Annotated in this window: 26 protein-coding genes, 2 tRNA genes, 1 other RNA gene and 1 other annotated feature; of the genes, 6 read left to right on the top strand and 23 right to left on the bottom strand. The window is 51.9% G+C overall.

Translation table 11 applies throughout. From position 1 onward, the window contains the following. Positions 1-204: 204 nt before the first annotated feature. Positions 205-447: a DUF739 family protein gene (locus FYJ52_RS00145; RefSeq protein ID WP_154575241.1), complete on the bottom strand. Its 243-nt coding sequence runs from the start codon at positions 445-447 to the stop codon at positions 205-207. Positions 448-611: 164 nt separating this feature from the next. On the opposite strand from FYJ52_RS00145, the gene FYJ52_RS00140 reads away from it, so the two are divergent. From FYJ52_RS00140 to FYJ52_RS00120, 5 genes are all read left to right on the top strand, one after another. Next, a complete protein-coding gene (locus tag FYJ52_RS00140) occupies positions 612-1,229 on the top strand; it encodes a LexA family protein (protein WP_205960703.1) in 618 nt (205 codons plus the stop codon). Between the two features lie 302 nt (positions 1,230-1,531). After that, complete coding sequence (locus tag FYJ52_RS00135; protein ID WP_154575239.1) at positions 1,532-1,729, top strand: type II toxin-antitoxin system HicA family toxin; 198 nt, start codon at positions 1,532-1,534, stop codon at positions 1,727-1,729. A gap of 33 nt (positions 1,730-1,762) precedes the next feature. Continuing rightward, positions 1,763-2,182 carry a type II toxin-antitoxin system HicB family antitoxin gene (locus tag FYJ52_RS00130; protein ID WP_154575238.1) on the top strand — a complete coding sequence of 140 codons (420 nt, stop codon included), beginning with the start codon at positions 1,763-1,765 and terminating at the stop codon, positions 2,180-2,182. A 110-nt stretch (positions 2,183-2,292) separates the two neighbouring features. Then, complete coding sequence (locus FYJ52_RS00125; RefSeq protein WP_154575237.1) at positions 2,293-3,270, top strand: DUF3644 domain-containing protein; 978 nt, start codon at positions 2,293-2,295, stop codon at positions 3,268-3,270. Positions 3,271-3,559: 289 nt separating this feature from the next. After that, positions 3,560-4,639 (top strand): tyrosine-type recombinase/integrase, encoded by a 1,080-nt coding sequence (locus tag FYJ52_RS00120; RefSeq protein ID WP_154575236.1) that lies wholly within the window; start codon positions 3,560-3,562, stop codon positions 4,637-4,639. 144 nt (positions 4,640-4,783) lie between these two features. Here the strand turns inward: FYJ52_RS00120 and FYJ52_RS00115 are convergent. The 9 genes from FYJ52_RS00115 to hisS all read right to left on the bottom strand — a co-directional run bounded on the left by FYJ52_RS00115 (position 4,784) and on the right by hisS (position 11,607). Further along, a tRNA-Thr gene (locus FYJ52_RS00115) sits at positions 4,784-4,859 on the bottom strand. Between the two features lie 2 nt (positions 4,860-4,861). Further along, positions 4,862-4,946 (bottom strand) — tRNA-Tyr (locus tag FYJ52_RS00110). A gap of 119 nt (positions 4,947-5,065) precedes the next feature. Then, a complete protein-coding gene (gene fsa, locus FYJ52_RS00105) occupies positions 5,066-5,722 on the bottom strand; it encodes a fructose-6-phosphate aldolase (protein ID WP_154575235.1) in 657 nt (218 codons plus the stop codon). Between the two features lie 72 nt (positions 5,723-5,794). Continuing rightward, on the bottom strand, positions 5,795-6,730 hold the full coding sequence (locus FYJ52_RS00100; protein WP_154575234.1) for a transketolase family protein: 936 nt from the start codon (positions 6,728-6,730) through the stop codon (positions 5,795-5,797). Positions 6,731-6,756: 26 nt separating this feature from the next. Next, positions 6,757-7,560, bottom strand: coding sequence for a transketolase (locus tag FYJ52_RS00095; protein WP_154575233.1), 804 nt, complete (start codon positions 7,558-7,560; stop codon positions 6,757-6,759). 250 nt (positions 7,561-7,810) lie between these two features. Continuing rightward, positions 7,811-8,383 (bottom strand): NYN domain-containing protein, encoded by a 573-nt coding sequence (locus tag FYJ52_RS00090; protein ID WP_154575232.1) that lies wholly within the window; start codon positions 8,381-8,383, stop codon positions 7,811-7,813. Beyond that, positions 8,370-9,185 (bottom strand): 23S rRNA (guanosine(2251)-2'-O)-methyltransferase RlmB, encoded by an 816-nt coding sequence (gene rlmB / locus FYJ52_RS00085; RefSeq protein WP_154575231.1) that lies wholly within the window; start codon positions 9,183-9,185, stop codon positions 8,370-8,372. Before rlmB ends, FYJ52_RS00090 begins: the two co-directional genes overlap by 14 nt. Then, positions 9,175-10,356, bottom strand: coding sequence for a THUMP domain-containing class I SAM-dependent RNA methyltransferase (locus FYJ52_RS00080; RefSeq protein ID WP_154575230.1), 1,182 nt, complete (start codon positions 10,354-10,356; stop codon positions 9,175-9,177). Before FYJ52_RS00080 ends, rlmB begins: the two co-directional genes overlap by 11 nt. Before the next feature lie 3 nt (positions 10,357-10,359). Further along, positions 10,360-11,607: a histidine--tRNA ligase gene (gene hisS / locus FYJ52_RS00075; protein WP_154575229.1), complete on the bottom strand. Its 1,248-nt coding sequence runs from the start codon at positions 11,605-11,607 to the stop codon at positions 10,360-10,362. A 150-nt stretch (positions 11,608-11,757) separates the two neighbouring features. On the opposite strand from hisS, the gene lspA reads away from it, so the two are divergent. Continuing rightward, positions 11,758-12,219 (top strand): signal peptidase II, encoded by a 462-nt coding sequence (gene lspA / locus FYJ52_RS00070; RefSeq protein ID WP_154575228.1) that lies wholly within the window; start codon positions 11,758-11,760, stop codon positions 12,217-12,219. On the opposite strand, the gene FYJ52_RS00065 is transcribed toward lspA, so the two are convergent. The 13 genes from FYJ52_RS00065 to FYJ52_RS00005 all read right to left on the bottom strand — a co-directional run. Then, positions 12,202-14,355: an ATP-dependent helicase gene (locus FYJ52_RS00065; protein ID WP_154575227.1), complete on the bottom strand. Its 2,154-nt coding sequence runs from the start codon at positions 14,353-14,355 to the stop codon at positions 12,202-12,204. The genes lspA and FYJ52_RS00065 overlap by 18 nt on opposite strands. A 115-nt stretch (positions 14,356-14,470) precedes the next feature. Continuing rightward, the gene (locus tag FYJ52_RS00060; protein ID WP_154575226.1) at positions 14,471-15,634 is read right to left on the bottom strand and encodes a 1-propanol dehydrogenase PduQ; all 1,164 of its coding nucleotides are present in this window, start codon (positions 15,632-15,634) and stop codon (positions 14,471-14,473) included. A gap of 170 nt (positions 15,635-15,804) precedes the next feature. After that, an RNA gene (gene ffs, locus FYJ52_RS00055) (signal recognition particle sRNA large type) lies at positions 15,805-16,071 on the bottom strand. A 36-nt stretch (positions 16,072-16,107) separates the two neighbouring features. After that, positions 16,108-16,767, bottom strand: coding sequence for an NUDIX hydrolase (locus tag FYJ52_RS00050; protein ID WP_154575225.1), 660 nt, complete (start codon positions 16,765-16,767; stop codon positions 16,108-16,110). 152 nt (positions 16,768-16,919) lie between these two features. After that, a complete protein-coding gene (gene rplL, locus FYJ52_RS00045; RefSeq protein WP_456238972.1) occupies positions 16,920-17,300 on the bottom strand; it encodes a 50S ribosomal protein L7/L12 in 381 nt (126 codons plus the stop codon). 51 nt (positions 17,301-17,351) lie between these two features. Then, entirely contained in the window at positions 17,352-17,882 is a 531-nt protein-coding gene (gene rplJ / locus FYJ52_RS00040; RefSeq protein ID WP_154575223.1) for a 50S ribosomal protein L10, read from the bottom strand. 58 nt (positions 17,883-17,940) lie between these two features. Beyond that, positions 17,941-18,063, bottom strand: a sequence feature (ribosomal protein L10 leader region). A gap of 58 nt (positions 18,064-18,121) precedes the next feature. Next, positions 18,122-18,811 carry a 50S ribosomal protein L1 gene (gene rplA / locus FYJ52_RS00035; RefSeq protein WP_154575222.1) on the bottom strand — a complete coding sequence of 230 codons (690 nt, stop codon included), beginning with the start codon at positions 18,809-18,811 and terminating at the stop codon, positions 18,122-18,124. An 84-nt stretch (positions 18,812-18,895) separates the two neighbouring features. After that, positions 18,896-19,321 carry a 50S ribosomal protein L11 gene (rplK, locus tag FYJ52_RS00030; RefSeq protein ID WP_154575221.1) on the bottom strand — a complete coding sequence of 142 codons (426 nt, stop codon included), beginning with the start codon at positions 19,319-19,321 and terminating at the stop codon, positions 18,896-18,898. Positions 19,322-19,442: 121 nt separating this feature from the next. Continuing rightward, entirely contained in the window at positions 19,443-19,979 is a 537-nt protein-coding gene (gene nusG, locus FYJ52_RS00025) for a transcription termination/antitermination protein NusG (RefSeq protein ID WP_154575220.1), read from the bottom strand. Between the two features lie 18 nt (positions 19,980-19,997). Then, positions 19,998-20,495: a preprotein translocase subunit SecE gene (gene secE / locus FYJ52_RS00020; protein ID WP_235901439.1), complete on the bottom strand. Its 498-nt coding sequence runs from the start codon at positions 20,493-20,495 to the stop codon at positions 19,998-20,000. Positions 20,496-20,522: 27 nt separating this feature from the next. After that, a complete protein-coding gene (gene rpmG / locus FYJ52_RS00015; RefSeq protein WP_154575219.1) occupies positions 20,523-20,672 on the bottom strand; it encodes a 50S ribosomal protein L33 in 150 nt (49 codons plus the stop codon). Positions 20,673-20,810: 138 nt separating this feature from the next. After that, positions 20,811-21,341, bottom strand: coding sequence for a GNAT family N-acetyltransferase (locus tag FYJ52_RS00010; RefSeq protein ID WP_235901438.1), 531 nt, complete (start codon positions 21,339-21,341; stop codon positions 20,811-20,813). Positions 21,342-21,604: 263 nt separating this feature from the next. After that, the coding region (locus FYJ52_RS00005; RefSeq protein ID WP_154575218.1) for a transposase at positions 21,605-22,122 on the bottom strand (518 nt) is incomplete at its 5' end.

The following is a 22,122-nucleotide window of genomic DNA, read 5'->3' as shown; positions in this document are numbered from 1 at the left end:
TACACGTCTTCATTTCTTCATTATCCGGGGACGTGTATTTTTTCTGTTCCATATAGTAGAACAGTGCGGCTGTTGCGACCTTCCAGTTAAGCCAGCGCAACACGGATATGATCGTAGTGATTGATAGTATAATGATTGCTATTTTGATTACGTTTCCTCCTCACTTCTTCAAGAACGTCTCAATCTGTACATTTTCTTAAGCTTTTATTTTGCAAGTGTTGTACGGTTTTCCGTATTTTCCTTGGTAAAAAAAAGACGCATTAAGTCATCTCCAGACAAATCATCGAATTGTGCGGTTTTATCAATTTCATCTTGACTAAATGGCGTTCGATTAGATAACCGATCATATAGTGATGTTGCGCTAATTCCAAGGTAATCAGCGTAATCTTGGTTCCTGCCAAAATGTTGTTTAATAAACCCTCTTAAGTATGAATAATCGTATTTCAATATTTTATCATCCCTTTCTTTACGGTTTTCCGTATTTCTAAAATTATATTACCGCTTTGCCTTTGCTTTGTCAACGGTTTTCTGTATGATTTTTAAATATTTCGTTGATTATGTCCGTTTTTCCGTATATAATAAAGCCATCATCATTAGGAGAAATAATTATTATGAAGGAAAAATTAATAAGCCGGTTAAAAATGTTAATGGAAAAAAATAATATGACAGCAGCGGAATTATCGAGAAAATCCGGTATAAGGGCATCTTCTATTTCTGACTATTTAACCGGAAAATATGAACCTAAACAAGATAAAATTGATCGGTTAGCACAAGCTTTAAATGTAAGTCCTGCTTGGTTGATGGGTTATGAGCACAAACGCTGCATCCCCTCTAATATCATCACCCCTGGTGCAATTCCCATTCCGATCTTGGGCGAGATATGTGCGGGCGACGGCGTATATGGCGAGGAAAATTTCAAGGGCATGTTTTTCATTGACCAATCTGTTAAAGCCGATTACTGTTTAATAGTACACGGCGATTCTATGATAGACGCTGGCATATATGACGGCGACATTGCATTTTTACAGAAAGACTTTGAGCTGATCGACGGCGAGATATACGCCGTCGTTTTTGGTGCAGAAGATTCGGCGACTCTTAAGCAGCTGTACCGCGACGGCAAAACCGTCATCTTACAACCCTGTAATAAAGAATATAAACCGATCATTGTGGATTATGTCGATCTTTACGTCGTCGGTCTGCTCGTCGGCGTTTATCATAAAATTGACTAGAACGGCCCCAGCGACGCGCCGATCCAGATCCTCGGGCCCGTCGTCCAGCAGATCAGGACGCCGTGAGGTGGTGGGAAAATGCAACAGCTGCGGAAATGCAGCGCGGGAAAACTCAATTAACTCGGGAAAACTCAATTAACTTGAGTAAATCTTGAGTAAATGTGTAATTCTTGAGTAAATTCACGCAAGGAGAACCAAGAAATATAACTGCTGCAAAATCTTTAATACATAATAAATTATTTACTTTCAATGTTGACACGTAATAAATTATGTATTATAATAATGTCATGAAAGGGGGAAAAATGAAAAGTTACTCATCAAGAGAAGTGCTCAAAATACTGAAAAAAGACGGTTGGTATGAAGTGGGATGTATCGGCGATCATCACCAATTCAAGCATCCGACGAAAAAAGGAAGAGTAACCCTTACCCATCCCGTCAAAGACATTCCGATGGCCACATTAAAAAGCATTGAAAAACAATCAGGGCTGAAATTCAAGTAAGCCCTGAGCAATCATCTATACAGGGAGAAAAATATGAAAAAAAGATATGAATATATCGCCGTTTTCCACTATGACGACGACGGCATTTCGATTTCGTTTCCTGATCTTCCCGGGTGTCTGCCCTGCGCACAGACGACAGAAGAAGCCATGAAAAACGCGAAAGAAGCGATGGGGCTGCATCTATGGGGAATGGAGCAGGACGATGAACCTATTCCCGACCCGACACCGATCGATAAAATTCATCTCGAAAAAAATGAAGTTCCGGTTTTGATCGAAGTTTTCATGCCTACGATCCGCGACAAAATGAAAACACGTTACGTTAAAAAGACGCTTTCACTTCCCGCTTGGCTCGCGTCCAAAGCTGATGAAGAAGGCGTCAATTTCTCAAAAGTCTTTCAAAGTGCTCTGATGGATTATCTAGATGTAAATTCGGATGAAAGGAAACGGGCATAACCTCGAACATTTTGTTGAGGTCAACAAAACGTTATAGTCGCGCCTCGCGTGGGCGCGTGAGTAAAAATGAGTAAATTTACGCAAGGAGAAACAAGAAAAAAGGTGACTAAATGAAAACTGAAGAAATCAAGAGACTGACTGAGAAAAGCGTCGAAGCCTTTATTCTCGGTCTTGAAGTTTATAATAAGCCGACTATAAAATACCGTGTAGAGGGATTTAGCTTCTTTATTGTAAACGCATGGGAACTAATGCTAAAAGCCGAGCTGATCAAAAGAGACATATCAATTTATTACAAAGATAAACCCGATCGGACAATTAGTTTAGAAGAAACCATTCGCAGAATATATTCAGACAAAGCGACCCGCGTTCGGCAAAATCTCGAAAAAATAATCGAACTGCGAAATATCAGTACACATTACATCACTGAAGACTATGAACTTAAGTATGTCCCGCTTTTTCAAGCATGTGTACTTAACTATGCCAATGAAATGCTCCGGTTTCATCATATCGATATTTCAGATTATATTGCTCCAAACTTTTTAACACTTTCCGTTAATATTGACCCGTTGACAAATCAAGAGGTAAAAGCAAAATATCCTCCAGAAATTGCAGAAAAATTCATCCAACAAACGAATGATCTTGAGGCTTTAGAAAAAGAATACCATTCTGACAAATTCTCAATCAATTTTAAACAAAATCTATATATAACAAAAAAACGCAAAGATGCAGACTTTACCGTATCCATTGCAAATCAATCCGACAACAAAGTCACTATCGTCAAAGATCTGAAAGACCCTTCAAATACTCACAAGCTCTCGTATAATACTGTAATCTCAATTGTTTCTAATCGATTAAAACGTGAAAACATTCGAATCGATTATGAAAAAGGATTTAATTCATATATTCTTAATTTAATTATGGATTTCTATGATGTTAAATCTAATAAAAAATTCGCGTATAAACACGTTATTGGAAAATTAAAAAGTTATACATATTCTCAACAATTCGTAGATTTCATTGTAGAAGAAATAAAAAAGAATCCTGACAAATTCGTTGCAAGTCTAAAAAAATCAAAGAAAAAAAGTTAACCCCAGGCACATAGGAATTGCTCGGCGATAACATCGCTTACCCCATTCTGGGACCCAGTGTTGTTCCTTCACAAGTTAACTTTACATATATTATAACAATTTTCCATGAAAAATCAATTGATTTAAGAAAAATAAATCCGCCTCTGCGCGCCAACACAGAGACGGGTGGAAAATAATAATCGGTCAGATCAGATGATCCAACAAACTAGCATATTCATTGTATCATCTGATCCAAAGTATTTCAACCTCGGGCAAAATCTGCCCGAACTGAAGCAGAAAGGATGATACCATGAGACGCACAAAAACCAAACGTGAAAAAGAAACCGGCCTGATCGAGCGCAAAAAAGTCATCGGCGTGGATCCGATGACCGGGAAAAAAATCTATCACAGCTTTTACGGCCGCGGCCGCCGCGCTGAAGAACAAATCGACGAAAAATACAAGGCTTTCATGCTCAATCAAGAGCTGATCGCCGAATCAAATGAGACGCTCGCCGCCGTCTGTGAGCATTGGATGGAAAACTGCAAGCGCCCCGTTGTCTCTGATCTAACCTATACTCAGACTTATGAATACAGCTTAAAGATTATCACGCGCTATTTTGAGGATCAGCCGATCGCCAAGGTAAAACAGGCCGATATTCAGAAATTCTTTGTCGCCAACAGAGGGCGGAATAAATGGGCCATCGACAAGCTCTATTACATTCTAAAAAATACCTTTGATTACGCCATTCAAAACGATCTCATCGTCAAAACGCCTTTTATCGACATCCGAAAATATGGCAAGCCGCCAAAACAAAAGCAGGCCTACGACGAGGAGGCGTACTTTAAATGCATCGCCTTCGCCAAAATGCATCCAGACGGACTCGGACCATTTATCATTCTCAAGTCCGGTCTTCGCCGCGGTGAACTCTGTGCACTTCGCTGGAGCGATATTGACCTGCCAAATAAGATCATAAACGTTCGGCGCGCCGTCACGTTTAAAGATGGCAGCATGATTATCACACAAGGCAAAACGCGAAACGCTGTCAGACAAATCCCCATTGACACTGAAACCGCCGATTTTCTAGCTGCCACTGAAAGGAAATCGCCGTGTGTCGTCGGTCACGGCCAGAGCGATCACACCGATCCGAAAAATTACGCGCGGCGTGACTATCATCGATTCATCACAGATTTTTCAAACGAAACAGGTTATCCCGTCTTGAGTCTTCACGAGCTTCGCCACACCTACGGCACCATGCTGTACCGATTCCATACCCCGCTCGAGGCCATCGCGAAAGTGATGGGCCACAGCAGCCTGGAGCTGACACGGAAAATTTATGTTCATGATACCGTGGATGATCTCAAATCGCGCATCATTTTCCCTACGATTTAGTACGACAATTTACGAAAAATATACGAATGAAAGTACAAAAAAAGCATGAAATCTCCGGTTTTTCTATTTTTAGAGACCTGAATTTCAGCCTTGAAAAAATCAATAAAAAAGCCCGGATTTAAGCCATCCGGGCGTTATTTTCACTGGAGCTATTGACCGGATTTGAACCGGTGACCCCCACCTTACCGAGGTGGTGCTCTACCTACTGAGCTACAATAGCAATGGTGGGGAAAGATGGATTCGAACCATCGTAGACTAAGTCAACGGATTTACAGTCCGCCCCCTTTAGCCACTCGGGCATTTCCCCTCACTTGAGAACTTCTATAGTTTACCGAAAATCATCCTCAAAGTCAAGGACAATTTTAAAAAAAATGAGCCGGCGTGCGCCGGCCCTGTTTTCTTTTGGAGATCCAGGCTGTTTTTGCCTTACTTGTCGCCGAATACCGCGATGTAATCCCGCTGGAAATTCTTAATGCCGATATCGGTCAGCGGATGATGGGTCATCTGTTCGACGACCTTCATAGGGATCGTGCAGATATCCGCGCCGGCTGCCGCACAGTCGACCACGTGGATCGGGTTGCGGATGGACGCCGCGATGATTTCCGTTTCGATGCCCTGAACTTCGAACACTTCCGCAATGGTCTGGACCAATTCGATCCCAGGCGTTGCGATGTCGTCGAGACGGCCCAGGAACGGGGAAACGTAAGCTGCACCGGCCAGCGCCGCGAGGATCGCCTGCGCCGGTGAGAAAATCAAGGTCACGTTGCACTTGATGCCTTCGCTGGACAGGACTTTCGTCGCCTTCAGCCCTTCTTCGGTCATCGGGATCTTGACAACCATATTCGGGTGGATTTTGGCGATTTCGCGCCCTTCTTTGATCATGCCTTCGGCGTCGGTAGTCGTCGCCTTGACTTCGCCGGAAATCGGTCCGTCGACAATCGAGGTGATTTCCTTGATGACTTCGTTAAAATCGCGCCCTTCCTTGGCGATCAGCGACGGGTTGGTCGTGACCCCTTGAATCACGCCCATGTCGTTGGCGCGGCGGATATCATCTACATTCGCAGTATCGAGAAAAAATTTCATAATGTCACTCCTCTTAATTTTAAATAAACAGGCGGCCGCCCGTTCTCAGGCGGCTGCCGGGGGTTTAACGGATTATTTGCGGGCGATGGCGTCCTTGGCGGCTTTGACGATGTGATCCGCCGTCAGGCCGTAAGCTTCGAGGACTTCCGGCGCCTTGCCAGACTGGCCGAAGACGTCGTTGATGCCGACCTTTTCCACCGGGCACGGCGTCGTTTCCGCGAGGACTTCGCAAACCGCACCGGCGAGCCCGCCGATGACCGAGTGTTCTTCCGCCGTGACGATGGCGCCGGTTTCCTTCGCCGCCGCTTCGATGGCGTCGCGGTCGATGGGTTTGATGGAGCCCATATTGAGCACGCGGGCGTTAATGCCTTCCGCCTTGAGGGCTTCCGCCGCTTCCAAGGCCCGTTCGACCATCAGGCCGACCGCCATGATCGTCACGTCCGCGCCGGACTTCAGTTCCACAGCCTTGCCCGGAACAAATTCGTAATCTTCCGGCAGGACGACGTTGGTCGCCAGACGGCACAGGCGGATGTAAACCGGCCCGTCAATGGTCAGCGCCGCGTCGAGCATCCGGCGGGTTTCCACCGCGTCAGCCGGGACGAAAACGTGCATATTCGGCAGCACGCGCATCAGGGCGATATCTTCCACCGACTGGTGAGAGCCGCCGTCTTCCCCAACGGAAAGCCCCGCGTGGGTGCAGCAGATATTCACGTTCAGATTCGGGTAGCAAATGCTGTTGCGGATGATTTCAAAGGCGCGTCCCGCTCCGAAAATGGCGAAGGTCGACGCGAAGGGGATCAGGCCCGTCGTCGAAATCCCGGCGGCCATGCCCATCAAATCCGCTTCAGCGATCCCGGCGTTAAAATGACGATCCGGGAAAGCGTCTCTAAAATACGAGGTCTTCGTCGCGCCGGATAAATCCCCGTCGAACACGACGATTTTCGGATTCTTCTTGCCCAATTCGACAAGGTATTTGCCGTATGCTTCTCTTGTAGCGATTTTTTCCATGTTCTACTCTCCTCGTTGGAACCCGATTACGCCAAATCCTTCAGGGCCTGTTCGACCTGTTCCGGATTCGGTCCCTTGCCGTGCCAGCCGACTTCATTTTCCATGAAGGAAACGCCCTTGCCCTTCACTGTCTTGCAGACGAGCACTGACGGCTTGTCCGTGCAGGCTTCGGCCTGATCGAGGGCCGCTCTGAGCTGGTCAATATCGTTCCCGTCCGCGACGTTGATGACGTTCCAGCCGAAAGCCGCAAATTTTTCATCGATGGGGTACGGGTTCATGACGTCGGAAACCTGACCGTCGATCTGCAGGTTGTTGTTGTCGACGAAGGCCGTCAAATTGGACAGACCGTAATTGGAAGCCGCCATCGCCGCTTCCCAGATGATGCCTTCTTCGATTTCGCCGTCACCGAGGATCGCGTAGGTGTGCCATGAGGCGCCCTGATGCTTTGCGCCGAGGGCCATGCCCACCGCCGTGGAAAATCCCTGGCCGAGAGAGCCAGTCGCCATATCGACGCCCGGGGTGTGCATCGACGGATGCCCCTGAAGGTTCGCACCGACCTGACGCAGGTGGTCCAGCTCTTCCTTCGGGAAAAAGCCGCGGTTCGCCAGTGTCGCGTAAAGAGCCGGTGCCGCGTGGCCCTTAGAGAGAACGAAGCGGTCCCGGTCAGCCTTGGTCGGGTTCTTCGGATCCACATTCATCTTTTCAAAATACAAAAGGGTCAGCATTTCCACAGCCGACAGCGAGCCGCCCGGATGGCCAGAAGCCGCTTTTCCAATGCTTTTGACGATATCGCGACGGATTTCTTTAGCAATGGCTTTCAGATCTTCCATAAAAATCTCCTTTAATCTCACAATTTTGGGTTTTTACATTGTTACATTATTTCAGTTCAGTAAACCCTGACAACTTTTATTTGTATTATACACCGCTGTTTTTCCCTTGTCCACGCCAATGTGCAAGAAATTCGTATTTTTACATAATTTCATATTTGACCCGAGAAAACGTTTTGTTCACATCCCCGCAGGATCAAACGAACACAAAAATAAGGCCTTTAAGCAAATTTAAAGGCCTTGTCCCATGGCGTCATTTTTTCTGATTCACCGCCACGTCCGACTTGCGCATCGCGTCGAGCGTCGCGTGCACGTCGGCGTTCACCGTCTCCGACAGGCGGTTGTGCTGCACCGGCACCTTCTCCTGCTTCAGGTGGGCTGAGCGCCTTTTCACCCGTTTGACATCGATCAGCCACTCCCGGGCGGACATCCGCGTCGCGCCGCCCCCGAGGACGAGCTGCTGCACCGCACTGTCCGACGAGACCACCTCAACCCGGCGGTTGCGGCGGCTCCGCCGCGCTTCGGGGTGGCTGCCCATGATCGCGTAGACCAGCGCCTCGATGTAAGTATCCGCCGTCTCGCCAAACTTCGTGAACACCACCTGCACCCCGCTGACCGTGGTCTCCCGGTTCTCGAGATCCTTGCGGTTGTACGCGTCGAAAACCACCACCGCCGAGACCCCGCGGTAGCCGCTGTAATCCGCCACCGCAGCGATGAGCCAATCCCGCTCGCTCTCCAAGTCACCCACCGGGCGGTTCGCCCCATCAGCCCGGGCATGGATCACGTTGTAGCCGTCGACGATGAGGGTCGGCTTACTGACCGCCATGGCGCTGACGGGCCGCTTCGCAGAGCAGCACCCCGGCCGCCACCGAGGCGTTAAAGGAATCCACTGTCCCGTAATTGGGGATCGAGGCGATGAAGTCGCAGTGCTTCTTCACATTGGGGCTGACCCCGGCGCCTTCGCTGCCGACCACCAGGGCCATCTTCCCCCGCCAATCCAGCTTGTCGTATGGCTGACCGTCCATGTCCGCCGCCGCGATCCAGAAGCCCGCGTCCTTGAGGGTCTCAATGGCCTGGGTGAGGTTGGCCACCTTCACCATCGCCGTGGCGTTCATCGCCCCGGCCGACGCCTTCATGGACACCGCCGTCACCGACGCCGAGCGTCTGTCTGGGAAGATCACCGCCGACGCCCCGCACAAATTCGCCGAGCGCACGATGGCCCCGAAATTGTGGGGATCGAGAATGTGGTCGAGGATCACGATGAGCTGGTCTTCCTCAGGCCTGAGCACCGCGTCGAGGCTCACGTAATCAAAGGGCGCCATCATCGCGGCGATCCCCTGGTGATTGGTGTTTTCAAAGCCCGCATCCCTGGCGATCTGGTTGAGCTTCTGCTTTTCCACCGAGCGTACCACAATGCCCCGCTTCTTCGCCTGGGCGACGATATCCCCGAGGACGTGGTCGCGGTTGTCCTTCATCACGTCCAGGCGGTCGATCTGCCGCCCCTCCCGGAGGGCCTCACGCACGGGGTTTTTCCCGACGATCACAAAGCCGTCGTTTTCCGCCGGCGCCTCACTCCAGGCGCTGCCTCTGTGGTTTTTGCGCGGGCGGCTGCCCTTGTCATGTTTCATGGCTTGTTTCCCTTTCTCCGGCCATCGCCTGAAGGCGTCCCTTTCTCGGCGGCAATGGGCCGTAATACTGGTAGAAATACGTTTTAATCATACTGTTGTAGAGCTTGCGGTTCTTGGTCGCCTTCTGGCCGAAATCCCGCTCAAAATCTTCGTAGCCGCTCAAAATGAAATAGGACCAGTCGGGCATCGCCCGAAAGACTGTGCCCATCTCCCGGGTGAGTTTGGCCACCGCCGGCTGATCCGACAAGCGCACACCGTAGGGCGGATTGGTCACAATGACGCCGTAACGCCGGTGGGTGCGCACCTGCTGCACCGGCAGGCGCTGAAAGGCCGTATAATCGCTCACCCCGGCCAGCGCCGCGTTGGTTCGTGCCTGTTTGAGGGCAGCCGGATCGATATCACTGCCCAACACTCGAAAAGACGGGCTCTTCGCGAGGACGTCTGCCGCCTCTTCCCGGGCCTGTGCCCAAGGGTTTTTCCCGACGAGAGGCCAAGCCTCGGCGTCGAAATGGCGGTTTCTCCCCGGCGCCTGACGGCGGCCGATCATGGCCGCCTCAATGACGATGGTCCCAGAGCCGCACAGCGGATCCAAAAAGAAGCGGTCCGGCCGCCACCGGGACAGCTTTACCAGCGCCGCCGCCATCGTCTCCTTAAGGGGCGCGCCATTGCCGTGGGCGCGGTAGCCCCGCTTGTTAAGCCCCTCCCCGCTGGTGTTGATGGCCAAGGTCACCTGGTCCTTGAGCAGCTTGATGAAAATCGGGTAGGCGGCGCCTGTCTCCGGCAGCTGGCGAAGGCCGTAGGCCTCACCCAAGCGCACGGCCACCGCCTTTTTAACAATGCGCTGTCCGTCCGATTTACTGAAAAGCTGAGACTTCACCGACGAAATCTTCGCCGCCGGAAAAGCCCCGTCCCGCGGGATATAGTCTTCCCAAGGCAAGGCACGGGTCTTCTCGAAAAGCTCGTCGAAAGTCACCGCGCGGAAGGCCCCCACGGTGAGCAGCACCCGGTCGGCGCAGCGCAGCCAGAGATTGGCCCGGGCGATGGCCGCCGCGTCCCCTTCGAAGTGGACGCGGCCATCCTCCACCGCCGTGATCGCGTAGCCTAAATCTTTAATTTCCTGCTTGACGACGCTCTCCAGTCCGAAGGCCGTCGTCGCAATGAGTTCAAACATCCCTTACTCACCGTCGAAGAAGCGGATATCCGTATCCCGGCCGTAAACCATGAACCCGGCGTAGCCCTGTTCCTCGCAATGATTAATCTGCTTGCCCACCTTCTTCTTCTCGACGATCAAATTGACATCGTAGCCTTCAGCTCTTAAGCTATCGGCCTTTTCGATCACGTCGACCATGTCGGCGTTCTTCTGGTGGAACAGCGCGACGCGCTTGCGCCCGCCTTGCTTGTGGGTGCCCCGTTCCATGAGAAGCCCGACGATGCGTTCAAACCCGATGGAGAAGCCCACCGCCGGCACCGACTGCTTCATGTACTTGCCGATCATGTTGTCGTAGCGGCCGCCCCCGGCAATGGAATACCCCACATCGCCCCAGCGCACTTCGAAGACCTCGCCGGTGTAATAACCCATGCCGCGGATCAAATTGAAGTCAAATTCGATGTTGTAGCGGCCCTGAGCCAATCGCGTGATCGTGTCGACCACCCGTTTCAGATCCGCCACCGCTTCCGGCGCGTCCACCTTGTCGCCCACGTTGTCCAGATTGACGTCCGCCACCGCGTCGACAAAACGGTCGATCATCCCGGCGTCGTAACCCTTTTCCACCAGCTCCGCCTTGATGCCGTCGGTGCCGATTTTGTCCACCTTGTCCAAAGAGATGCACACCGAGCCCACATCTTCGGCCTTGAAGCCCGCCTGGATGATGAACTGGGTGAGCAGCCGCCGGTCGTTGACCTTGATCGTAAAATCGGAGAAGCCCGCCGCCATCAGCGCCGTCGCCGTGGTGTTGATGAGCTCGATTTCCGCCGTCACGTTGGGGTCGCCGATGATGTCGATGTCGCATTGCTTGAAGGAGCGGAAACGGCCCTTCTGGGGGCGTTCCGCGCGGAAGACGTTGCCGATCTGGATCGCCTTGAAAGGCGCTTCCAAATGGTCGGCGTTGTTGGCGTAAAACCGGGACAGCGGCAGGGTCAAGTCGTAGCGCAGCCCCTGATCGCAAAGATCGTGCGGGGTCGACTCAGCCGTCGGCTTAAATTTCTTGCCCCGCTTGAGCACGGTGAAGAGCATCTTTAAATTGTCGCCGCCGTCGGAGCCGAGGAGCAGATCGATGTTTTCGAGCGCCGGCGTTTCAATGCGAGAGAAGCCGTGGGCACGGTAAATGCCCGCAATGGTGTGTTCCAGCTCGTCGCGCACGCGCATTTCTTCAGGGAGAATGTCGCGGGTGCCGCGAACCGGGCTTGATGATATTTTTTCCATAATTGTATTGCATTCCTTCTAAAAAGTATTGGTTTTTGACTGTTGCTAGTGTATCATTTTATCCAGAGCATTTCAATAAACCCGAAAGGATTTACGCCCGCTCCGGGCGATTGAAACCGCTAAAAAACTGACGAACAAGGAGGTCTTCCCATGTTGTCTTACGCCATTGTCATCGCCGTCTGCGTCGCCCTCGACCAAATCGTCAAGGCGCTGGCCGTGCGTTTTCTCGCTCCTGTGACGACGGTGCCCATCATTCCGCGGGTGTTCCACCTGACTTATATCGAAAACAACGGCGCCGCCTTCAGCATTTTCGCCGGCAAATCCGTTTTTCTCATCGCGCTCACCTCGGCGCTGATCGCCGTGCTCATCTGGCTGTTTTTGAAGCTGCCCAAAACCCGGGGGTATCTCACCCTCAACACCGCTTTTGCTCTGGTCATCGGCGGCGCCATCGGCAATTTGATCGACCGGATCCGCCTCGGCTACGTCGTCGATTTCTTCGATTTCAGGCTCATCGGCTTCGCGATTTTCAACGTCGCCGATTGTTTCGTCGTCGTCGGCTGCATCCTGATCATGATTCAGGTCGTGATCCGCTCCCTAAACGCGCCGGATTAAATGGCGCCCTTCGCAGATGGCCAAATCGATCTGCCGGGGGCTGCGCTCGCCCGCGAAAAGCACCGCCGCCGTCGGGCCGTCGATTTTCACGATGGTGCCCGTCCCGAATTTTTTGTGCACCAGATGATCGCCCTGGCGCCAGCGCTTCGCCTTTTCGACGTTGCCGTCCCGCAGGCGCTTCAAATCCCGTTTCCGGTCCATGGCCGCCCGCACCGCCCCGATGGGCGTTTTTTTATTGGGCTTTGCTTTCTTTTTCCGCTTCTTTTCGCCTAAATACACCGGCACAAACCGGGACTCCTTCCGCCCGCGCACACTGACGATCTCGACCTCGGTGCGCGCCCGGGTCACCCCGACGTAAAACAGGCGCACCTCCTCGTTGAAAAGGGTCCGCCCCTCTTCCGAATCTTCCAGAGCCGCCTGGGACGGGAATTCCCCCTCCACCGCGTCGATGAGATAGACCTTGTCGAATTCCAGGCCCTTGCTCGAGTGGATGGTCGACAAGGTCACCGCGCCGGTATGATCCACCTCGTGGTGGGCGATCATCGCCTTCAGCGCGTCCAGGCGGGCAAAAAACGCGGTCTGGGTCGCCTCTCGGCTCGCAAGAATCTGAAGAATGTTGAGCTTCTGCACCAGGGTTTCCTCCCGGTAGCCGTTATGCACACGAAAGGCCAGATGCTCCCGGTAGCCCAGCTCGTCGACAATGAAATGCACGCCGGGGCCGGGGGACATGGCCGAAAGCCGCTCGAAGCCCTCGGCCTCGTCAGCCCATTTCTCGGTCATCCAGTCCGCCACATCGGGCAGGGCCAAAAGAGCATCGAACACCGAGGTCTCCGGCGCTTTGCGGCCCACCAGCTGCATCTGCTTTTTGGAGATGGCACAGTCCATCTTGTAATAAATCCGCGTGAACACCTCGTAATTCGTCGGGTCTTGGGCAAGGGCGAAGAAATCCGCGATGTCCCGCACAACAAAATGGGAAAAGAACAGCGGACTATGCTCCTTGAGGCGGTAGCGCAGATGCTCCCGCTCGAACCGATCAATCAGCGGGATCGCCGAATCGTTGTTGCGGTAGAGAATCGCCGTGTTCTTCCCCTCCTGACGCACCGCCGTCCCGAGGTAATTGTATTGGGCCTCCACCGAGCTCACCACCCGGCGCACCGGGCGCAGCCCTTTGGGGTTTTCGGTGACCATGTGTTTCGGGTAACGCTCTTTGTTGAGCCGGATGAACCGGTCTGCCGCGGCCACCAGATCGGCCGTCGAGCGCCGATTCGTCTCCATGAGCAGCACCCGCCCCTTGGGGTAGCGCTTCTTGAACTGCAGGAGGGCCTTGGGGCTCGCCCCCCGAAAACCGTAAATGCTCTGGTCCTCGTCTCCGACGACGAGCAGATTGCCGTCCTTCCCGGCCAAGAGACCGATGATCGCAAACTGCAGCGTCGAGGTATCCTGGGCTTCGTCAATGTTGAGACTACGGTATTGGTTTTGAAAATGGGCCAGGAGCCGTTTGTGCTTTTTGAGCAGCCGATAGGCGTAGACGAGCATGTCGTCGAAATCCATCAGGTGACGGCGGCGCTTGTAGCGGCTGTAAGCACCGAAAAGCTTCTCGACAGGCAAATCCCCGGCCTTGACCTCGGCGATCTCACCGCGGGTGAGCATCTTGTTTTGAATCAGCGACAGCGCCGACTGAATGTCCGACATGTCGCTGTCCGTTGGCCAGGAATGGTAAAGCTCCCGGTAGATCTCGCGCACGATCTGGCCCCCGTCCTCGAGGACGTCGAAGGCTTTCTTTTGGTACATCTGCTCGTAGGTGCGGATCACCGACAGCGCGAAACTGTGGATCGTCGAGAACCGCGGCCGGGCCAGGCCCGTCCCGCAGAGCTCCCGGTAACGCGCCGAAAGGTCAGCTGCCCCCGAGCGAGAAAAGGTCAGCGTCAGGATGGTGTCCGGGTCCACCCCGAGGGCGCCGATCATGTAGGCCAGGCGGCAAATGACGACCGTCGTCTTGCCGCTGCCTGGCACAGCGAGCAAAAGGGTCTGCCCCTCGGTGCGGGCCGCCGCTTCCAGCTGCTGCTCTCCCAGAGCCAAAGGCCGGGCGATGCCGCCGTTTTTCAAAAATCGATCCACTTCTTCAATGTGGCTCATCCTGCGCCTCCTTTCTCAATTGACTGTTAAATGCTTCGGGCTTGAACTCCCATTTTAACACAAAAAAATCCTTTTATCAGGGCGAACCCCAATAAAAGGATGAATTGAACCGTTTTTAGAAGACGCCGTGGCAGACCAGATCGAGGATCTTGCCCATATCGTCTTCGCTCGGCTGAACCGGATTGGTCTTCAGCGTCGCGTCGGCCATGGCCTTCTTGATTAACGTCGGGCGGACTTCGTCGTAATCGGACGTATCCGAACGGCTTTCGTCGAGGCAGATCGGCAGATTCATCGACTTCATCAGCTTGACAATCATTCTGACAAAGGTGGCCGAAGCCGTGCGCCCTTCGTCCTTGTGGACGCCGATGGCGTGCAGCAGCCGTTCGTAAAGGTGTTCGGCCCGGGCGTCAATGCCGTTGTAGGAAATGACGTATGGCAGCGCGATGGCGCAGGCCAGGCCGTGCGGCATGTGGTACTGGGCGCCGATGGTGTGGGCAATGGCGTGCGCCATGCCGAGGCCCGCGCTGTTAAACGCGATGCCGGCCATCGTCGAGGCGATCTGCATGCTGGCCTTGCTTTCGAGATCGTGGCCGTCATCGTAGCAGGCCTTGAGGCTCTTGAACACCAGTTCGGTCGCCTTGGACGCGTAGCATCTCGAGAACGGGTTGTTTCCCGTGGAGACGTAAGATTCGATGGCGTGAGTCAGGACATCCATTCCTGTCGCAGCAGTGGCGCCGGCCGGCACGGATTCGATCAACGTCGGGGCGAGAATCGCCGTATCCGGCATCATCATCGATTCGCTCAGCGGAATCTTCGTGCCGGTGTCCACGTCGGTGATGACGGCGTAATCCGTGACTTCAGAACCTGTCCCAGCGGTTGTCGGAATCGCAATGAAATGCGGATTCGTAACGACTTGCGGGTCGAGGAAAATCCGTTTGAAATTGTTGGTGTAATAGATGATGCCCTTGGCGGTATCGATCGACGAGCCGCCGCCCAAAGCGATGAGCGCCTGCGGGCGCTGTGTCAGCATATGGGCCACGCCTTTTTCGACGATATCGGACGTCGGATTCGGTTTGACATCGTCAAAGATGTGATAGGTCACACCGGCTTTGTCGAGAATATCCGTCACCATGTCCAAAAGGCCAAACTTTACCATGTCTTTATCGGTTACGATGCAGACTTTTTGATAATCAAAGTCCGCGAGTTTTTTTAAGGATCCAATACCGTACCAAATTTGCGGTTTCACTTGAAATCCGCGGACGGTATTCATTTTGCTCATAGCTACCCCCTTTATTTTGAGAACACAGCATCATGGCGAACCATGATGATAACGTTTATCACAGCTTAATCCAAATAAATTATAACAGGAAGCCCGAGGGAATAAAACACGTTGACAATAATTTGCTCATTTTTGTCCGTTTTGTATCCGCGTGCTTGCAGGCACAAAAAAAGCACACCCCGCTTTGAAAACCGATTTCGACCGTCCATCGAGCAGTTAACTCGGGCCAGATGGTTCTGCGGCACATAAGGTTGCCTGCTTACTGCTGCTTCCTTCCGGATCTGACAGGATTCACAGGGTCTTATTGCGCAGAGTCCAGCCTTCAACGCCACTTACTCGCTAACTGGGCATCGAGCACGGTTCCCGCATTGGGGAATTCAACCCTGCTATAGCGGATTTCAGGTTACAGGGAGCCGCTACTTCCCCGTCTAGTGCGATGTCATTATAAACGAAAGGGCTTTGCCTTGTCAAGCCTATTCAATGTAGGGGGTGTGGTCCCAATCCTTTGAGGCGGAGAGGCAACGGACGATCAAATCCCGGCTGACTTTCCGTGTCAGCGGCGGCAGCTCCCCGAGGCTGAAGTAGGCGACGTTTTCCGTTTCGGCATTATCGACGAAATGCCCCTCGCCCACCGGCTCGCAGAGCATGACCATCTTGTACATGGAAAAAGGCGCGTCCACATAACTCTTCAGCCAGTTGTAAATCGCGACGAGGCGTGTCGCTTTCACCTCAAGTCCGGCCTCCTCGCGCACTTCCTTCTCGATGTTTTCTTTAAGGGAGAGACCCACGTCGGCCCAGCCCCCGGGCAATGACCAGCGGTCTGCATTGAGCTTTTCCTGAACGAGAAGGATCTTTCCGTTTTTCACCACCGCGCCGCGCACGTCAATTTTCGGCGTCTGATATCCCGTTTCATTCGCAAACATCGTGCGCACCTTTTCCATCCCCGCATCGGTGTAGGTATTCATGATCTCCACCGAGAGGTCTCTGAGTCTTTCGTAGCGCTCGATATCAAAGGGATTGGTCGCATAGGCCAGGCCGCTCTGAGCCTCTGCCTGCAGCGTTTGCGCCCATTTCACCCATTGTTTCGGTTCGATCTGATCGCTCTCCCGCGTCGGATTGTCTCTGTCTGCCATCTGCCGGCCTCCTTGTACAAATTGTTTATTACCTATTATAAAATATTTTCCGGGAAATATCCTGTAATTTTACGAACGAACCAAGTAAAAACAATAAAAAAAGACCCGCCCGCAGGCAGGTCCCTTGATTAAAGATGTTATACAAAACCGAATTATTTGAGTTCGACGGTTGCGCCGACTTCTTCGATCTTGGATTTCATTTCTTCAGCTTCTTCTTTAGCAACGCCTTCTTTGACAGTCTTCGGTGCGCCGTCAACCAGAGCCTTTGCTTCTTTCAGGCCGAGACCTGTCAGTTCGCGAACAACTTTGATGACTTTGATCTTCTGATCGCCAACTTCCTTCAGGACGACGTCGAATTCAGTCTTTTCAGCAGCAGCTTCGCCACCAGCAGCACCCGGTGCAGCAGCAACAGCGACAGGTGCAGCAGCGCTGACGCCGAATTCTTCTTCTAATGCAGATACTAATTCTGATAATTCGAGAACGGTTAAGGCTTTAACGTCTTCAATTAACTTTTCTACTTTTTCGCTCATGATATTTCTCCTAATTGATTTAAATTAAAATACTTCGTGTTCCGCGGAAACCGCTTATGCAGCTTCTTCTTTTTTCTTGTCGGCAATCGCAGACAATGCGACGACCAATCCCTTGATCGTACCGTTGAGCACGTTGACGAAGCCAGTGATCGGTGCATTGAGACCTCTCAATGTCATCGCGACGAGTTCTTCGCGGCTCGGGAGTTTTGCGAGTGCCTGGATTTCTTCGACGCTGACGACTTTGCCGTCGACGACGCCGGATTTGATTTCAAGGTTTTCGTGATCCTTCGCGAAATCCGACATTAATTTAGCCGGAGCGATGGGATCCGCTTCACAAAACGCAATGGCGGACGGTCCTTTTAAGGATTCCAAAAGGCCTTCCTGTCCCGCTTCTTTTGCGGCAAAGCGCAGGCTCGAATTCTTGTAGACCTTGTATTCGATTCCCTGTTCACGGGCTTTGTCTCTCAGTTCGGTGACTTCTTCGACGTTAAGGCCGCGGTAGTCAACGACGACTGTACCCTGTGATGCTTTTAATTTTTCCGCAATTTCAGCGACCAGCGCTTTTTTTGCTTCCAGATTGGGCATATTCTCCTCCTTTTTTAGATTTTTACAAAAATCAGATGCAGAAGGCTTTCTGACATTTGCTGTCAAAAAATCAGGCTTCCTTCACCCAGGTGAAGAAAGCCCTTGTATTCGTGCTTGCGACACCCTCGGCAGGATATTTAAACACAGTCCCTGCTGTCTATGGATGAATGATATTCTGTTTTGCCTATTTCAGACTTGAGTATATTATCAAAAACCCTTTCGGATGTCAAGCCGATTCGTTAAATTCTTGCCGGATTAATCTTGACGCCAGGGCCCATGGTCGAAGCGAGGGTGACGCTTCTGAAGTACTGGCCTTTTGCTGCAGCCGGTTTTGCCTTTTTCAATGCGTCAAGCAGAACGTCTAAGTTCTGAGTCAGCTGTTCTTCGGTGAACGACGCCTTGCCGATGATAACGTGGATGATGTTCGCCTTGTCCAGACGGTATTCCACTTTCCCAGCCTTGGTGTCCTGAACGGCTTTAGCGATATCCATGGTGACCGTGCCGGATTTCGGGTTTGGCATAAGGCCCTTCGGCCCGAGGATACGGCCCAAGCGGCCGACCTTGCCCATCATATCCGGTGTTGCGATCAACACGTCGAAGTCGAACCAGTTTTCTTTCTGGATCTTTTCGATGATTTCGTCTTCGCCGAAGTAATCTGCGCCGGCTTCTTCCGCTTCTTTCAGTTTTTCGCCCTTTGCGACAACCAAAACGCGGACGGTGTTCCCGGTGCCGTTCGGGAGAACGACAGAGCCGCGGACCTGCTGGTCAGCGTGGCGGGAGTCGACGCCTAAGCGTGCGTGCAGTTCGATGGTTTCATCGAATTTGGCAGTTGCCATTTTTTTGACCTGAGCCACAGCGGCATCCAGATCAAAGAGTTCAGACTTGTCGTAAGTCTTCACTTTATCCTGGTAGTTTTTACCTTTTTTCATCTTTCCTCCTGTGGTCATAACGGATTGAATCCTCCCACTTAAGGTTCTTCTTCAAAAATCTTTAAAAATGAATTAATCTATATGTTATTCTTCGACAGTGATGCCCATTGAACGTGCAGTTCCGGCAACCATGCTGGCAGCTGCGTCCAAATCAGCAGCGTTTAAGTCCGGCATTTTGGTCTGAGCGATTTCACGAACCTGATCCATGGTCACAGAAGCGACCTTGTTCTTGTTCGGTTCGCCAGATGCTTTGTCGATGCCTGCCGCTTTTTTAAGCAGAACGGCTGCAGGTGGTGTTTTGGTAATGAACGTGAAAGAATGATCCTGGAAAACGGTGATAACAACAGGAATGATCATCCCTGCCTGATCCGCTGTTTTCGCGTTGAATTCTTTACAGAAGCCCATAATATTGACACCGTGCTGGCCTAAAGCCGGCCCAACTGGCGGCGCTGGAGACGCTTTGCCTGCCGGGATCTGAAGTTTAATCAGTCCGATTACTTTTTTAGCCATAGTGACACCTCCTCTTTAGTCTCGATCCTGAAGATCGGTCAAAATGTGTAAGGTTGAAGAATGGATTCCCTTAAGTGTTATATTTAAACGCCCTGTTAAAGAGCGAATAAAACAATTTAAATTATGCGTTAATTTTTTCGACCTGGTCGAATTCCAATTCGGTCGGCGTTTCCCGTCCGAACATTTCCAGGTTGGCTGTCAGGCGGCCTTGTTCGGCGTTAATGTCAGTGACTTCGCCGGCAAAGCTTTCAAATGGTCCGGACAGCACTTTCACCTTGTCGCCGATTTCAAAATCGACTTTATAAGTAGTGCGGCGGATGCCGAGCTTTCTCAATTCGTCTTCAGACAGTGGCACGGGCTTGGACGCGGGGCCGACAAAACCGGTGACGCCGCGGGTGTTGCGCACCACGTACCAGGATTCGTCGGTCATGAACATCTTGACGATGACGTAGCCGGGGAAAAGTTTCTTTTCCTTGACAATTTTCTTCCCGTCCTTCTGTTCGACGACGTCCTGAACCGGCACCTGAACCTCAAAGATCACATCCTGCATGTTGCGGTGTTCGACGGTCGCTTCAATGCTGTCCTTGACTTTATTTTCGTATCCCGAATAGGTATGGGCAACATACCACTGCGGCTGATCTGCGTTTTCGTATTCCATCTGTTGCCTCCCTCTGGGTTATCGTCCCAGGAAAAATGCGGCCAGTGCGCCGAAACCGCTGTCGACCAGCCAAGTCAGCAGGGTGAAAACCGCGACAATGCCGAAAACGACGCCGCTAGAGCGGGCCAGCTCGTCCCGAGTCAGCCAGTTGACCTTGCGCAGTTCTACGCCGACTTCGCCGAAAAAGATCCCGATTCTTCTGAAAAAGCCGGGTTTCTTTTGCTTCTTTTCCTTTTTGACAGCGGCTTTTTTGGCTGCACGTTTTTCTTTAGAAGCTTTCGCAACGGCCTTTTCGTCGTAATCGAACGATTTCGGATCCTTCGCCTTCACCGGTTCATGGGTGGTTGCAGTGGTGTCTGCCTTCTGCCCGGTTTCGCGCTGCATGGCGCGGGCGCGGGCGGCTTCCATCTTGGCTTCCTGTTTTTCTGCAGCTTTGGCTTCTGCCTTTTGCGCCAGTTCAGTCCGGCGGGCTTCTTCAGCCCGGCGTTCCTGTCTGTTCTTTTTCTTTTTCGCCATAATCTGCGTGCTCTCGATTACGCGAAATTAGCGTGTTTCTTTGTGTAACGTGTGTTTCTTGCAGAATGGGCAATATTTCTTTAATTCGATGCGATCCGGATTGTTCTTCTTGTTCTTCATCGTATCGTAATTGCGCTGTTTGCATTCTGTACAGGCTAATGTGACTTTAGTTCTCATCAGATGACCTCCGTGTATGGTTTGACTCTTGATTTTTCGTGGTTTTACGCTTTTCGCCCACAATAAAAAAAGGCGGAAAGCCTTTATGAATTTATTATAGCAACGCGGGCCCGAAAGATCAAGCCTTTTTTGCATTTTTTACAGATCCCGCCCCATCTGCAGACAGTCCTGAATCTGGCCGTCGATATCGACGATATTCGGGAAGCGTCCCCAAAGGGAAAAACCGAATTTATGTGCGAGCCCCTGGGACGGAAGGTTGTGTTCGAAAATGATCAGCAAAACGTGGCGGTAGCCCAGATCCCGGCACGCCTCCAGCGCGTGGGCCATGAGCTGAGAGCCGATGCCCTGGTGGCGGCAATGGCGGTCCAGGTAATAGCTGAGCTCGCAGGTCTTTAAAAAGCCTTCGCGGCCGCCGCGGTAAGACGTCACGGCAATCCAGCCGAGGATGTCGCCCCCTGATTCTGCGACGAAAAGCGGCGTGCGTCTCGCGCTGTGCATGGCGAACCATCCGCGTCGCGCCGCCATGGTCGCCGGCGTGAGCTGCGCCGTCACCTTGCGCTCGACGATAGACTGGTTCAAAATATCGAGAATCGCCGGTTCATCCTCAGGGCGAAAAAGGCGGACCCCTACTGGGGCGGCCGCTGGTTCTGTGTTTGCTGCATGCATCATTTTTGTGTTTCTCTTTCTATCGTCAATCAACTGATCCAATCTGTCATTGAAATTTATGCTTTAGTATACCCAAAAGTGCCCGGCCGCGCAACGCTTTTGGCGCAGAATCCCCATTAAGACGATTTCAAAATGAGACGCTTCCTAATAAAAACCTGCTAACAAAAGTCAAGCGTAAAATAAAAATAATTTAATGCTGATTTCCTGCATCACAAAAAGACCGGACGTGAACCCGATCTGAAAAGAAATATTTGTTTGAACCGCGATCAGCAGCCGTAAACGGCCATCACACGGGCGTAATAAATTCTTAGGAACTTGTTCAGCCCGGCTATGTTGGCGACTTTCTTCGGTTTGCCCTCAGCTTCTTTTTTGAGAATGAACTGATAAACCGCGTTATCCTTCGGCTCTGCGTGTGATTTGAGTGAGCGCATGACTTCGTAGCCGGTTTTTCGTATGGCCGATGATCCTCTTTTGGAGATGTGCCGTCTCGTTCCTATGAACTGTCCGGACTGGTACGGCGGTGTGTCGATTCCGGCGTAGGCGACCAGACTTTTGGCGCTTTTAAATCGTCTGACGTCGCCGATATCGGCGATCAGACGCGGTGCCAGTGTGTCGCCGACTCCACCCATATCTCGTACAACCTGATATTCAGGAAGACTCTTGGCGATTGTTTTAATTCGTGTTATTATTTTAATCAGAGCCTCATTGGCTCTTTTCAGCACATCAGCTGCTTCTTCTACAAGCATTTTGGTAGTTTGATTCGCTGGAAGTGACGGGATGCCTT

This window comes from Pseudoramibacter porci (assembly GCF_009696145.1).
GTDB lineage: Bacteria > Bacillota > Clostridia > Eubacteriales > Eubacteriaceae > Pseudoramibacter > Pseudoramibacter porci.
Note: the sequence above shows the minus strand (reverse complement) of the source record. Positions and strands in the feature narration are given on the sequence as shown.

Bases quoted from the DNA above. Each gene is read 5' to 3' on its own strand.
- FYJ52_RS00140 (WP_205960703.1), top strand. From the start codon at position 612: ATGAAGGAAAAATTAATAAGCCGGTTAAAAATGTTAATGGAAAAAAAT.
- FYJ52_RS00135 (WP_154575239.1), top strand. From the start codon at position 1,532: ATGAAAAGTTACTCATCAAGAGAAGTGCTCAAAATACTGAAAAAAGAC.
- FYJ52_RS00130 (WP_154575238.1), top strand. From the start codon at position 1,763: ATGAAAAAAAGATATGAATATATCGCCGTTTTCCACTATGACGACGAC.
- FYJ52_RS00125 (WP_154575237.1), top strand. From the start codon at position 2,293: ATGAAAACTGAAGAAATCAAGAGACTGACTGAGAAAAGCGTCGAAGCC.
- FYJ52_RS00120 (WP_154575236.1), top strand. From the start codon at position 3,560: ATGAGACGCACAAAAACCAAACGTGAAAAAGAAACCGGCCTGATCGAG.
- fsa (WP_154575235.1), bottom strand. From the start codon at position 5,722: ATGAAATTTTTTCTCGATACTGCGAATGTAGATGATATCCGCCGCGCC.
- FYJ52_RS00100 (WP_154575234.1), bottom strand. From the start codon at position 6,730: ATGGAAAAAATCGCTACAAGAGAAGCATACGGCAAATACCTTGTCGAA.
- FYJ52_RS00095 (WP_154575233.1), bottom strand. From the start codon at position 7,560: ATGGAAGATCTGAAAGCCATTGCTAAAGAAATCCGTCGCGATATCGTC.
- FYJ52_RS00090 (WP_154575232.1), bottom strand. From the start codon at position 8,383: ATGGCGGTCAGTAAGCCGACCCTCATCGTCGACGGCTACAACGTGATC.
- rlmB (WP_154575231.1), bottom strand. From the start codon at position 9,185: ATGAAACATGACAAGGGCAGCCGCCCGCGCAAAAACCACAGAGGCAGC.
- FYJ52_RS00080 (WP_154575230.1), bottom strand. From the start codon at position 10,356: ATGTTTGAACTCATTGCGACGACGGCCTTCGGACTGGAGAGCGTCGTC.
- hisS (WP_154575229.1), bottom strand. From the start codon at position 11,607: ATGGAAAAAATATCATCAAGCCCGGTTCGCGGCACCCGCGACATTCTC.
- lspA (WP_154575228.1), top strand. From the start codon at position 11,758: ATGTTGTCTTACGCCATTGTCATCGCCGTCTGCGTCGCCCTCGACCAA.
- FYJ52_RS00065 (WP_154575227.1), bottom strand. From the start codon at position 14,355: ATGAGCCACATTGAAGAAGTGGATCGATTTTTGAAAAACGGCGGCATC.
- FYJ52_RS00060 (WP_154575226.1), bottom strand. From the start codon at position 15,634: ATGAGCAAAATGAATACCGTCCGCGGATTTCAAGTGAAACCGCAAATT.
- FYJ52_RS00050 (WP_154575225.1), bottom strand. From the start codon at position 16,767: ATGGCAGACAGAGACAATCCGACGCGGGAGAGCGATCAGATCGAACCG.
- rplJ (WP_154575223.1), bottom strand. From the start codon at position 17,882: ATGCCCAATCTGGAAGCAAAAAAAGCGCTGGTCGCTGAAATTGCGGAA.
- rplA (WP_154575222.1), bottom strand. From the start codon at position 18,811: ATGAAAAAAGGTAAAAACTACCAGGATAAAGTGAAGACTTACGACAAG.
- rplK (WP_154575221.1), bottom strand. From the start codon at position 19,321: ATGGCTAAAAAAGTAATCGGACTGATTAAACTTCAGATCCCGGCAGGC.
- nusG (WP_154575220.1), bottom strand. From the start codon at position 19,979: ATGGAATACGAAAACGCAGATCAGCCGCAGTGGTATGTTGCCCATACC.
- secE (WP_235901439.1), bottom strand. From the start codon at position 20,495: ATGGCGAAAAAGAAAAAGAACAGACAGGAACGCCGGGCTGAAGAAGCC.
- rpmG (WP_154575219.1), bottom strand. From the start codon at position 20,672: ATGAGAACTAAAGTCACATTAGCCTGTACAGAATGCAAACAGCGCAAT.
- FYJ52_RS00010 (WP_235901438.1), bottom strand. From the start codon at position 21,341: ATGATGCATGCAGCAAACACAGAACCAGCGGCCGCCCCAGTAGGGGTC.